This window comes from Olivibacter sp. SA151 (genome assembly GCF_054130995.1).
The window spans coordinates 1593340-1606431 of the sequence record NZ_CP096391.1 but is presented as its reverse complement, the minus strand read 5'-3'; the positions used below and the strand labels follow the sequence as shown (position 1 = coordinate 1606431).

At 41.1% G+C, this 13092-nt stretch carries 12 protein-coding genes; 10 read left to right on the top strand and 2 right to left on the bottom strand.

Annotation, left to right across the window (positions count from 1 at the left end; all coding sequences use genetic code 11):
• Positions 1–4 precede the first annotated feature (4 nt).
• The 3 genes from M1D52_RS06325 to M1D52_RS06315 all read left to right on the top strand — a co-directional run bounded on the left by M1D52_RS06325 (position 5) and on the right by M1D52_RS06315 (position 2286).
• On the top strand, positions 5–907 hold the full coding sequence (locus M1D52_RS06325) for a lysylphosphatidylglycerol synthase transmembrane domain-containing protein (RefSeq protein WP_437391858.1): 903 nt from the start codon (positions 5–7) through the stop codon (positions 905–907).
• A 77-nt stretch (positions 908–984) separates the two neighbouring features.
• Positions 985–1689 (top strand): SDR family NAD(P)-dependent oxidoreductase, encoded by a 705-nt coding sequence (locus tag M1D52_RS06320; protein ID WP_013668348.1) that lies wholly within the window; start codon positions 985–987, stop codon positions 1687–1689.
• A 78-nt stretch (positions 1690–1767) separates the two neighbouring features.
• Positions 1768–2286: a hypothetical protein gene (locus M1D52_RS06315; protein WP_437391857.1), complete on the top strand. Its 519-nt coding sequence runs from the start codon at positions 1768–1770 to the stop codon at positions 2284–2286.
• 50 nt (positions 2287–2336) lie between these two features.
• Here M1D52_RS06315 and M1D52_RS06310 read toward each other — a convergent pair whose 3' ends face one another.
• A complete protein-coding gene (locus tag M1D52_RS06310; protein ID WP_130856485.1) occupies positions 2337–2687 on the bottom strand; it encodes a single-stranded DNA-binding protein in 351 nt (116 codons plus the stop codon).
• Between the two features lie 211 nt (positions 2688–2898).
• Between M1D52_RS06310 and M1D52_RS06305 the strand changes: the two genes are divergently transcribed.
• From M1D52_RS06305 to M1D52_RS06290, 4 genes are all read left to right on the top strand, one after another.
• On the top strand, positions 2899–3366 hold the full coding sequence (locus M1D52_RS06305; RefSeq protein WP_013668351.1) for a pyrophosphohydrolase domain-containing protein: 468 nt from the start codon (positions 2899–2901) through the stop codon (positions 3364–3366).
• Between the two features lie 63 nt (positions 3367–3429).
• Positions 3430–3906, top strand: a complete 477-nt coding sequence (locus M1D52_RS06300; protein WP_013668352.1) for an OsmC family protein — start codon at positions 3430–3432, stop codon at positions 3904–3906.
• Positions 3907–4236: 330 nt separating this feature from the next.
• Positions 4237–4611, top strand: a complete 375-nt coding sequence (locus M1D52_RS06295; protein ID WP_013668353.1) for a GreA/GreB family elongation factor — start codon at positions 4237–4239, stop codon at positions 4609–4611.
• A 332-nt stretch (positions 4612–4943) separates the two neighbouring features.
• Positions 4944–5120, top strand: coding sequence for a hypothetical protein (locus tag M1D52_RS06290; RefSeq protein ID WP_242627217.1), 177 nt, complete (start codon positions 4944–4946; stop codon positions 5118–5120).
• On the opposite strand, the gene M1D52_RS06285 is transcribed toward M1D52_RS06290, so the two are convergent.
• On the bottom strand, positions 5110–5946 hold the full coding sequence (locus tag M1D52_RS06285; RefSeq protein ID WP_013668355.1) for a hypothetical protein: 837 nt from the start codon (positions 5944–5946) through the stop codon (positions 5110–5112). The genes M1D52_RS06290 and M1D52_RS06285 overlap by 11 nt on opposite strands.
• Before the next feature lie 81 nt (positions 5947–6027).
• Between M1D52_RS06285 and M1D52_RS06280 the strand changes: the two genes are divergently transcribed.
• The 3 genes from M1D52_RS06280 to M1D52_RS06270 all read left to right on the top strand — a co-directional run bounded on the left by M1D52_RS06280 (position 6028) and on the right by M1D52_RS06270 (position 13061).
• Positions 6028–8115 (top strand): TonB-dependent receptor, encoded by a 2088-nt coding sequence (locus tag M1D52_RS06280; RefSeq protein WP_437364550.1) that lies wholly within the window; start codon positions 6028–6030, stop codon positions 8113–8115.
• 309 nt (positions 8116–8424) lie between these two features.
• Positions 8425–11595, top strand: a complete 3171-nt coding sequence (locus tag M1D52_RS06275; protein WP_437391855.1) for a SusC/RagA family TonB-linked outer membrane protein — start codon at positions 8425–8427, stop codon at positions 11593–11595.
• Between the two features lie 11 nt (positions 11596–11606).
• A complete protein-coding gene (locus M1D52_RS06270) occupies positions 11607–13061 on the top strand; it encodes a RagB/SusD family nutrient uptake outer membrane protein (protein WP_437391854.1) in 1455 nt (484 codons plus the stop codon).
• The last annotated feature ends 31 nt before the right edge of the window (positions 13062–13092 follow it).

Sequence of the window (13092 nt, the reverse complement as noted above, 5' to 3'; positions counted from 1 at the left end):
CCCAATGACCAAACAGACACTCTGGACTACTTCCAAATTACTCTTAAAATTTGCCGTTACCGCCCTGGCCTTATATTTAGTATTTACTAAAGTAAGTTTGAACGACTTGAAGGAAGTTTTCACAAAATCTGACCCTTTGTTTCTCTTCCTTGGCTTTTTGAGCTTCTTTATTTCGATTGTTATCTCCGCATGGCGACTAAATACGTTTTTCAAAGGCATTAACCTCAATCTTCCGGAGTTATACAATTTCAAATTGTACTTGTTGGGTATGTTCTATAACATATCATTACCCGGTGGTATAGGTGGCGATGGTTACAAAATATACTTTTTGCGTAAAAAATATCAAGTAAAAGGAAGAAAGTTACTGTCATGCGTTTTTTTTGACAGACTAAGTGGTTTATGGGCTCTCTGTCTGATAACTGCTGCACTCGTTATTTTCATTCCAAAACTTGGCATTCCCAATTGGATCCCCATTCTCGTAGTCATCATCGGAACGATTATATATTATTTAATTATGCGCCGATTTTTTAATGACTATGCCTATTCATTTACTTTCAAGCACCTCAAGGCATTGGGTGTTCAATCACTACAGGTAATTTGCGCGATATGCATTTTGTATGGACTACATTTCGAAGGCAAATTCTCTCCTTACCTATTGCTCTTTTTGCTTTCGCAAATTGTTGCGGTGATTCCTTTGTCAATAGGCGGATTAGGAGCAAGGGAAGTCGTATTTATGTATGGGTCAGATTTTTTCCATTTAGACTCCCACCGTGCGATCTTGATCAGTTTAATATCATACTTTATATCAGCAATTATATCCTTGCTGGGCTCCTATTTCACCTTTCATCCGAAAGCCTTGGGAGAGGAAAAGCTTCCCGAAACCAATGAGATAGATTTAGCCGACTAAGGAAAAGAATATTAACTTTATATAAACATTTACAGCACTGGAATGTAGTGCATAGTAGGTGAAAACTAGTGTTAAATATGAATATAGTAATAACGGGTGCGAGCAGCGGTGTAGGATTTGAAGCCGTTTTGGAGCTAATCTTACGAAATGAACATCATGTCGTGGCTTTGGCCCGATCACATGATAAGCTAAAAAAGCTGTTCGAAATAGCTAAAGGTCTAAATCCCGATTGCAATATATATCCGGCAAGATTTGACATCGTCCATGATGACTATGAGTCGGGTCTGTTGCCGTTTATTGTAGAAAAAATAGGTCATGTTGATATATTAATTAACAACGCCGGGGTTCTCATCAATAAATCTTTTGAAGAAACGAGCACGATTGATTTTGCAGAAATGTTACAAACAAATGTTTTAGGACATGTAAAAATGATTAAGCACCTTTGTCCAATCATGCCGGCTGGAAGCCATATCTTAAATATCGGCAGCATGGGCGGATTTCAGGGTAGCGTAAAATTTCCAGGCCTGGCAGCCTACTCGGCGAGTAAAGCGGCACTTCATACACTGACAGAGTGCTTGGCCGTTGAATTTGCAGAGAGAAAGATTCACATCAACTGTCTCGCACTGGGGTCGGCACAAACAGAAATGCTTGAAAAAGCGTTCCCTGATTACCAATCACCGATTGCTGCTTTTGAAATGGGTAAATATATTGCGGATTTTGCATTGACCGGACATAAGTTTTTTAATGGGAAAGTATTACCGGTGGCGGTTACAACACCATAAAATGCAATGATGATCTGCAAGTTCTAGACGCTTGCAAGTCAGTATCAAAAGGAATTTTTGGACTTTAGTAAAAATCACATGAGAGTAAAAAAGTCATTCACAAGAATTATCATTATAACAATGATGTCCTTTTTAATTTTCGCTTGTCGAAACGAACAAGAGAATAAAGCTAATCGAACTAGCTCAGACACCGTTGATACAGCGAAAACTATTTCCTCAGCGAGCAAAACGCTGACCTTGCCCTTTATTGCTGTTGTTGACTCAAATACAACACGCATAGAGCTACAGGCGAATCCACAGAAGAGTAAAGTTCCTTTAAATAAAGAAGAACTTGCTGAAGCACTAAATATCAAATACCCTGAAATTAAATTAGAACTTGGAAAAACCAGTCACGATACGTTATTAGTCAATATTCCAAATGCTACTTTTTTGACGCAGCAAATGGGAACAACCGGTGCTCTTACTTACCTGGCAGAAGCAACGTATGCTTTTACTGACTTAGCAAATATTAAAGTGGTAAATTTTGTATTCAAAGAGGGGGATCATGCTGTTCCCGGCCCGTATACTCGTAAGAGTTTTAATACAAAAAACATTTAATTTTTATGCAATTGTCCCACTAGGACCGTAGCGGGACAATGCTCCGATAGCTATTCAGAATGCGTTTCCATCTTACGAATTGCCTGCACCTCATTGACAACGATTTCCGTGGCATATCTGATTACCCCTTCTTTATCCGTGTAGCTTCGATTGATTAATCTTCCTTCGATGGATATTTCACTTCCCTTATCCAAACTTTTTTCAACAAAGGAAGCTTCTTTCCCCCAAAAAACCAGTTGATGCCATTGAGTATCCGTTAACCATTCTCCTTCCTGATTTTTGTAACGCTCGTTGGTTGCAAGTGATACACGCGCTAAACATTTGTTATCGCCAAATTTTTTAATAACAGGTTTATTCCCTAAAAAGCCTGTCAATCTTACGCTGTTTTTTAAAGTGCTCATAATTATTGATTAATTTGAAAAACTGTATGTACCCACAAATTTCGCACAGCTCCATGATCTAGTCGTATAATAAACGGGTATATCCGTTTATATCCGTTTATAAACGGTTAAAGAAACCGAAAACGACCAATAAATCTTTCCGTGAGATCACTTATTGATTGCCGTGATTTCCTCCATTTTTTTTATGTTTGAAAAAAATTTTATTATCATCATGCAGGATCCCATAACGCTTACCTCGGTCGCAGAATTTCATAAAACATTTAAACATCCTATTCTTGAAGATCCCACAATTCCCAGTGAACAACGTTGCAAACTACGTGTTTCACTCATTGCCGAAGAATTGAAAGAATTAGAAGAGGCTATCCAAAACAACGACATTGTAGAAGTTGCGGATGCGCTTTGCGATATTCAATATGTGCTGTCAGGAGCTATTCTTGAATTTGGTTTAGCAGAAAAGTTCAAGACACTTTTTGACGAGGTCCAACGTTCAAACATGAGCAAAGCCTGCAAAAGTATAGAAGAAGCCGAGGCAACGGTACTTCATTATAAAAACAAAGGTGTCGACTGTTTTTACGAGCAACAGGAAGATCTATACTTGGTATATAGAACGGAAGACCGCAAGACCTTGAAGTCGATCAACTATTCTCCGGCCAACCTTAAAGGTATTATCGAAAGTTAACAGATCATTTGTTCTAAAGAAACCGGCTTACAAACGAGCTGTATTTTATTTATATTTTCCACCATGCAGAAAACACATCAATACCGACTTCAAACGGAATGGACGGGTAATTTGGGGAAAGGTACGGCGAACTATAGTGCATATGATAGAAGTTATAAAATAGCTGTTAATCAAAAAGTAGTTATAGAAGGCTCTTCCGATCCCGCTTTTAGAGGGGATCGTACTAAATATAATCCCGAAGAGCTTTTGCTCGCATCCTTATCGAGCTGTCATATGCTGTGGTATTTGCATCTATGCGCAGAGGCCAAGATAACAGTTCTAGCGTATACGGATGATGCGACGGCATCCATGATTGAAACAAATGAAGGTGGAGGCGCTTTCAGCGAGGCTCACCTTCACCCAAGTGTGATTATCGCCGAAGAAGATATGATAAAAATGGCAATCGCCCTTCATAAGAAAGCAAATGAACTTTGTTTTATCGCTAACTCAGTTAATTTTAAAGTACACCATCACCCTACGTGTTCAGTGAAACAGGGATAAATGATTCCCTTACTGTTATTACTGAATCGTTGCAGGAAACTATTGTCTTTCCTACAAATTTTACATAGCTTTGCTATTGTGGAAAAGACATTACAAGGTCATTTAGGGAAGATCTCCTTCTATACAATTCATCGTTGTATGGAAAGTTTTTACCGTTTTTCCAGTCTTAAGGAATTCCACATGCAAACCCCGGACTTCCCTTTCAAGAAATCCACTTAGTCTCGGGGAAAAATCACTTAGCATTCAATAATTTTTCTAAGCTCATCCTGATTGATGAGCTTCTGCAATTTCGTTCAATTTAATTTTGCTATCTATAAAACTATAAAGAATATGAATAATCTAAAAAATCAAGTTGTATTATCCGAGGAAGACTATAATGTACTCATCAAACACGTAAGACCTTCCAATAATCCCGACCAGACCATGTCGCTGGCTTATGAGTTAGGGCGAGCAAAGGTTCTTGCAAAAGATGCCATTGAAAAGGAACGGGTGAAACTCAATTCGCAAGTTATGGTAAAAGATCTCGATAGCCAAAACACCATGGTATTTCGTATCGTAACTCCCGACTTGGCCGATATGAAGCAACAGAAAATATCTGTTCTTACCCCCATGGGTTCTGCCCTAATCGGATTTAAAGAAGGTGATCAGGTAGAATGGAAAATGCCGATAGGTATAAAAAGATATGTTATATTGAAAGTAGAGTGAGCAAACACCGGATAATTTTCAGGATGAAATCGAAAAATTTAAATTGTTCAGTTTATTCATTCTCTAGTCGCGCCGTAGCATTCGTTGTTTATTTTGGTATATTGCAACATTCAGCCTATTGAGCAACACTAATCGCGCATTTAACTATGAATCGGTTTTGTTTAGATTGCCAGGAGCCTTTAATCGGTCGTTCAGATAAAAAGTTTTGCAACGATGCCTGCCGAAGTAATTTCAACAATAAACTGAAAACTCAAGATCAGAACTATGTTCGTCGCATAAACGCTATACTCAAAAGGAATAGGCGGATAATAATGGATCTCAATCCCAACGGAATGAAAAAGGTCCTCAAAGAGGACCTTTCAAACATGGGTTTTGATTTCAAACATTATACGCATATACTCAATACCGCCAAAGGAAGCAGGTATTTTTTCTGTTATGAATTTGGTTACCTATTCATCAAACAAGATGAAGTGCTATTGGTAAAGAACGAATCCTTACTCAATCAATAGACCGCGCTGTTTCGTTTCTTTCGTTAGCGACATATCCCAGCGTACCAATAGCCACTGCAGCAGTTACTAATGCAACGCCCCGCCCCTTTGTCTTCTTGTTAAAGAAAGTATCTCCTCTTTTGCTTTTAAAGCTTAAAAGATTGGCAGGGCTTATCCCGAGCTTCGATACTTGATTTACATAAAAATTCTGTTCGAAGACCATTCGTTTCGTTTTTTCGGTTTTATCGTCACGCACATACATTGTTAGATAGCTTCTGAGGGTAAGGGGTGTGTTTTCTTGCGTGTAATTTCTTACTTTAATTTTTCGCATCGCCCCATCAATCGTTGCAAGGTCGACACTTCTATAGCTTGAGTCAGCTATATTTTCATAAAACAAATTAGCGAGTTTCAATTTGGTCTGTTTTATCTTCGAATGAGGTGGTATAAATGTTAAGCTTTGCGGAACAGTTGCCGTACCGGCAAAGGCACCCTCACTTAGTGACGTACGCCAATCATCGAAAGTGCGGTAACTCGAACCGGTAGACAAACTGCGTCCCTTAATAACCAGGTTGTCTCCTACGTAACTGGTTGCTTGGTCACCAACAATCAATGCCGATCGCTGCCAGTCGATATAAAGGGGTTCCTTTAGTTTATTATATACGTCAATGGTAACCGGCGCGTTCTCTCCGAAAAAATTATAAGTAACTTGTACAGAATCGTTTTCAAAAACGAACACACCCGTTTCATCGTTCTTATTTAGATCAGGGCTATTTAATTTACTCACATAATAGGTCGAACAGGAAGAAAACAGAAATGTCAAACCAAGAAGGGAAAACAGTCTATTCATAAAGATACGATTTAATAATAAGTCTACGATTGCTTATTTGACGAGCTTTTACTACTTTAGTTTAATATCCTGAGACAAAAAATGAAATTTAGTTTTTTTGCATTACTTTTTCTAAGCCTTTGCCTATCATCTATTGAAGAAAGCCGCGCACAAGAAAAAACACCTGATACCTTACGTCAGTTACCTACGGCTTCCGTAAGAGCTTACTTAAGAACACAGCCCTATCTTCAACTGACAAGTTCTGTTGGTCTCATTGATAAAGAATTATTGAATTTGCAACAGGGGACCACCTTGCTACCGGCTTTTAACACAATTCCCGGTGTGCGCATGGAGGAACGCTCGCCCGGTAGCTACCGACTGTCGATCCGAGGGAGCTTACTGCGGTCTCCCTTTGGTGTAAGAAACGTTAAAATATACGTAGACGAAGTGCCCTTAACCGATGCCAGTGGCAACACCTATTTGAATTCCATCGACCCATCTACACTTCATAATATTACCATTTTAAAGGGACCAGATGGGAGCTTATTTGGTGCAAACTCAGGCGGAGTAGTTATTATGACACCGAATGGACTGCAAAGTAACCCCTCCACCACATGGGGTATAAGAGAAAGCGCAGGCTCTTATGGATTGTTCCATCATCACCTTACCGGCAATTATGTGGTCAACAACAAGTATAATGTAGGCTTAGATTATGCTTATCAACGATCAGACGGATATCGCGAAAATACCGCCAGTCATCGACACTTTATACAAACTGCCCAACGTTTCAAATATACCGAAAAGAACGAATTACGTTTTATCGGTCTATACTCCAGTATGGCTTACAGAACACCGGGAGGACTTACTGAAGCACAATATGCAGAAAATCCCAAGCAGGCAAGACCAGCCGCAGGCCCTAATCCCGGAGCTACACAACAGCAAGCAGCGATTTACAACAACACCCTTTTGGGAGGTCTTATTCACGATGCCTTCTTAACAAGTCATCTTAAGCACGTATTTTCTGTATTCGGATCGTATACCGATTTTAAAAATCCTTTTATAACGAACTTTGAAAAAAGATATGAACATAATTATGGAGTGCGTTCCTATTTCTCTTATACCGGCCAATTTCACTCAAATTTCACTTGGCAAGCAGATGCAGGCATAGAATGGCAGCAAAGTAAAGCCGATATACTTAATTTCGACAATAATGGAGGTGTGCAGGGAAAGGAACAAGCCGGAGACGCGCTTAAAAATTATCAACACTTTTACTTTGTCCGTTTTTCAGGCGACTTAGCAAAGCGGCTGAATATAGAAGCCGCCTTAAGTCTTAACTATTATAAATATGCTTACAAAGGTCTTTTCCCAGAGACCAATGATCAGTATCAAATAGTGGATTTTAAACCAACGTGGATGCCGAGGGTGGCAGCCTCTTATTTAATTACGCCAGCTATCAGCTGGAGAGCTTCTGTTGGAAGAGGCTTTTCTCCACCTACTGCTGCGGAAGTAAGATCCTCGGATAAAATTATTAACACCGCACTACAGCCGGAGACAGGTTGGAACAAAGAAACCGGCGTCAGATGGCAGAGCAGCAGCAATAGATTCCAATTGGATATTTCAGTGTTCAGCTATCGAATGCAGGATGCGATCGTACGTTTAAGCAATGAAAATGGAGAAGAGTTTTTTACCAATGCAGGAGGCGTTAAACAACGGGGTGTGGAGGCCGCTGTAAGTGCGTGGATCTTACAACCCGATACGCATCGGTTTATTAATGGATTGCGTCTTTCAAGCAACTTTACATGGAGTCACTTTAGGTTTGATGATTACCGCGATAATGGAAATAACTATTCCGGGAATAAACTAACAGGAGTACCCGGAGAGACTGTAGTGAGCGGAATGCACATACTTTTCCCAAAAAAATTCAGTTTTTATCTTCAACATAATTATACCTCTTCCATCCCTTTGAACGATGCCAATACAGCTTATGCAAAAAGATATCACTTAGTACAAAGCAAACTTAGCTGGGAAAAATCAATCTTCGGAACAACCAGACTCCAACTATTTGCTGGAATTGATAATTTATTGAACGAAAATTACAGCTTGGGAAATGACATTAATGCCTTTGGTGGGCGCTATTACAACGCAGCGATGCCACGCAATTATTATATGGGCCTGAATGTACAACTGTAATTGCTTGAGTCTAGGAAATTCGTCATATGCTTGGTAAATGGCGTAATTGTTAACTCTTTCACTTCTTTCTCAAAAAAATAAGATCTACACATTTTTTTGTTTTGATCGGATATATCGTATATTTGAAATATGTTCTACATAAGAACTAAAAAACCAGTTATAAGCAATTTTTAATAGACATTCCTTCACTACAAAAAATCCACTTTCGATTTTTTAACAAAAGTTTTGAAATACGGAATTAAGTCTATTATATTTGTTTATATGTTCTACATAATAACCAATTCCAATTAGTAAACTTAACACGATGTTATGAAGGTTCGTTTGTTATTCATTATTTTTTTGTATTGCACTGCTTTTGCAACGCAACTTGCAGTCGCACAAGACAGAAAGGTTACCGGCACTGTCAGTGGGGCTGACGGAAAGCCGTTAGAAGGGGTGACCGTCTCACTTAAGGGTTCGGCTGTAAAAGCCACCACGAATGAAGGCGGTGCATTTCGTATCGACGTTCCCTCTTCAGGTGGAACACTTGTTTTTTCAACCATTGGTTTTGAAACAAAAGAAACTGCAATCCCGGCTTCCAATGAAGTTATCATCACGCTGACCGAGACACATGAAAATTTAGATGAAGTGGTAGTGGTTGGTTATGGTACACAATCCCGCAGAACAATTACTTCGGCGATTACAAAAATTGAAGGAGAAGTTTTGCGAGACATTCCCATCAGCACAGTGGGAGAAGGATTGAGGGGGAAAGTTGCCGGCGCACGGGTGTATCAATCTAACAATACGCCGGGAGCAGATGCCGTTTTTCGGATACGTGGGGGCTCGTCCATTAATAAATCAAACGATCCGTTAGTCTTGGTGGATGGAGTAGAACGAGCTTTCTCGGGGATCAATCCCAATGATGTTGAATCAATTGAAGTACTGAAAGATGCTGCTTCGACTGCCATATATGGATCACGCGCATCCAATGGGGTCGTGCTGATTACTACGAAAAAAGGTTCAGCTTCACAAACGCCAATGATCACTTTTGACGCAAGCCTTGCATATCAGGAGCCGGAAACGCTAATTGACTTCATGAACGCGCGCGACTATATCAATACGGTAAGGCCCGCTGTGGCCTTGAGTCCGACCCCTGAGTACAACAACGCCTCGGGATATTCGGCCAGTTCGGGCAATGATGAAAATTCGCTTTATTCCACTCGATACCTAAGGGAGGGTGAAGCTGTGCCTGCAGGGTATCATTCGATGCCGGATCCATTGGATCCAAGTAAAACTTTAATCTATCAGGATAACGATTACCAATCGCTGATGTTCCGCGAAGCGCTTTGGCAAAATTACTACCTGGGTGTAGATGGCGGTAATGAATTTCTTCGCTATGCAGCGAGCGGAGGTTATACGGATGACGCGGGCGTAGCCTTAGGGACCGGTTATAAACGTTATAGTGCGCGCGCAAAGACTGATGTAAAAATATCCGATCGACTTACGCTGAACACCGTTTTTGACTTCTCATCAACACAGTCAAGTCAGTTCGAGAACCAGATGAACGTGATTGCCAGAGGCCTAGCCACTCCCCCTACCCAGAAAGTATACTATGCTGATGGACGGCCAACACCTGGCTATAATGCCAGCTCGCCAAACCCGGTTTGGTGGGACTACACACGGGATGTAGCAAATAAAGACAAACGACTTTCGTTGATTGGAGGATTAAATTACCGGATTTTAGACCAATTAAAGGCCAATATTCAAGTTTCTAATTATAGCCATGTAACGCAATATGACTATTTTGAGAAAGCTCACGAATTCAGTGGCCTTCGGACCACTAAAGCGGAATTCGGAGAGCTGGAACGAACAAAACTGGATGCCTATCTTTCTTATGACGAGACTTTTGACAGCAAACATACCGTGTCCGGAATGGCAGGTTACTCTTATCAGGTTACAGATAACAAAGGATTTTCCGCCAGCGCCACGGGCGCTAGCTCGGATAAAGTACCCACACTTACTGCCGGGCCGAACAAAACCGGTGCGGACAGTAATTTTGACAAACAGGTCCTTATCGGTTATTTTGGGCGGTTGTCTTACAATTTTAAACAAAAATACCTGCTGATGGCCACCTTCCGAATGGATGGGTCGTCCTTATTTGCAAAAGAAAATCGCTGGGGCTTTTTTCCGGGTGTATCCGGTGGTTGGATTATGTCGGATGAAAATTTCCTAAGAGACAACCGATTGATTAACTACCTAAAGTTGCGGGCAAGTTACGGGCAAACAGGTAATAACTCCATCGGATTATACGATGCCCTGGGTCGCTTCGCCACCGATGCACGATATAACGGAAATGCGGGTATTCTGCCGAATATTATGCAAAACAGAAAACTGACTTGGGAAACCTCTACGCAGTTCGATGCAGGTTTCGATCTGAATGTTGTTAACAGTCGGATTTCAATCAGCGCCGATTATTTCAACAAAATCACGGAAGATCTTCTTTTCAGCATGGAGCTGCCCAATACTTCCGGGTTTAATAATGTGCAAACCAATGTCGGTAAGGTACGGTTCTATGGTTATGATCTTGAATTGTCATCACGAAACATTCAGACGGATGCCTTTTCGTGGGATTCTAAGCTTACCTGGAGCTTTGTCAAGAATAAAGTACTTGAATTGCCCGACAATGGCCGTGATCGGAATCGTATCGGTGGAATCACTTTATCGGATGGGACAGCTTATGGTGGTACGGCTGAAGGGGAACCTTTGTATAGATATTACGGTTATATGGTAGATCATATCCTTCAAAACGCCGAACAAGCGGCAAATGCACGATATGATGAGAGCGCTCGAGGCTGGGATCCTGCAGACGGAAAGAGCGTTCGCGGACGCAAGCTGCCCGGCGACTATGAATGGGTGGATCGTAACGGTGATGGACGAATCAATAATATGGACCAATTTGAGCTAGGCGTAACGGTGCCACACACTACCGGTGGATTGAACAACTCCTTTTCTTACAAAAACTTTAGTCTAAATATCTTTGTGGATTGGGCATTGGGTCATTCCATCAACCATAATGCGTATATGCGCTATTTCATGAATACCTTCGCCAACAATTATACACTTGTGGACAGAGTGAAGGAGACATGGAAGCAAGAAGGTGATGACACGAAATATGCCCGGTTTACGGCGAACGATCCGGATGCCGGTAATTCGAACTTTTCGAGAACGTCTAACGTCTTCAATTACAAAGGAGATTACCTCTGTATCCGGGAAGTAACCCTACAATATCGTCTACCCGAGAGCGTTTTCAGCAAATTGGGGGTAAAAAGCATGGTTCTTACCCTTTCCGGCAATAATCTGCATTATTTCTCCGCTGTGCGGGGCACGGGCATTTCACCGGAAGTAGGCGCTTCTACTACGTATAGTAATGCCAGTGGCAGTGCATATTACAACTATCCTCCAATCAGAAGATTTTCGATTGGCGCTAAAATCACCCTGTAAATCTAAACATTATGAAAATCAAACGATATTATCTAATCTCTATAATGGTCAGCTCGCTCGTAATGCAAGCATGCCATGACAAATTGGATGTTGATCAAAAAAGCGCTATTACAGCCCCCGCCATGTGGGCGGATGAAGGGGATGCCACTGCGGCAATGTATGGCGTGTACAATAAAATGCGTTCCTCTTTTGCGGATGCTTATATTTTCTGGGGAGAGTACCGATCTGGCCTATGGGGAAAGGGTTTGGCCACCAATGCAACTTATAGTGACCCGTTTACCAATCAATTGAACAGTTCACACACGCATGCTAACTGGCAAAACCTGTATACGACAATCAACGATTGCAATCTTATCCTGAAATATACGCCTACCATTTCCTTTGCTGACGAAGCAGACAAGAACAAGGTGCTAGCCAACGCGCTATTTGTTCGCGCGTTTTGTTATTACTGGATTGGCCGCGTTTGGGGAGATGCGCCTGTATTAATCGATGGATTCGAGTCCGGTGAACAAGAAGGCCTCTATCCTTCCCGAGAGCCCGCCGACCGTGTGTTCGAGCAGGTGAAAGTCGACCTGGAAGCGGCTAATTCGCTCATGCCTGAAAACGTGACCGACCGCAATTTAGCATCAAAGGGAGCGATCAATCTATTGCAAGCAGATTACTATTTGTGGATCGCTAAGGTGAGGAACGGAGGTGATGCAGCCTTAAATTCAGCAAAGCAAGCCATTGATGTCGTTTTGAACAACTCCAATTATACATTAATGAATGATTTTTCAAGTGTGTTCAAAAACAAACTTAACCAAGAAATCATATTTGCATGGAGCTTTGTAATGGATGAGTATACAGGCGGCTATCCTGCGGATCACCTAGTACCTTTACAATACATATCGGCACAATACATAGAAAATCCGATTAAGGTAGGTAGTCATCAACAATGGATTTTCTTAACGGATGAATATAAGGACTTCCTGTCGGAAAATGCAGATGATCAACGGACAAACGTAAGTTTTGAAACTTTTTTTGATGAACCGAAGAATGCAACTTTTCAATGGATCAATAAGTATGCGGGTAGCTGGCAGAATCAAACTCGCGTTTTTGATTCGGACATTATCGTTTACCGATACGCGGATGCCTTACTGATGAGTGCCGAAATTGAAAACGCTTTGGGTAATTCGGCCCTGGCGATTGAACGGCTTAACGCCGTTAGCCTACGAGCTTATGGTATAACTAATTTTTATCCTACTATATTATCAAAACAGCAAGTAGATCGGGCGATTCTGAACGAACGGAAGAAAGAGTTCGTAGCTGAAGGGAAAATCTGGTGGGATCTGATTCGATTTGGTGTTGTGTTCAGCGATGTTCCTAGTTTAGTAGGTCGCGAAAACGAACAGAATATTCTCCTTTGGCCGGTTCACAACAACTCGATTAACACGAATCCCAACATTATCCAAACACCTGGCTATTAATACAAGTATAAAAATAATCTACTTTTGAGTT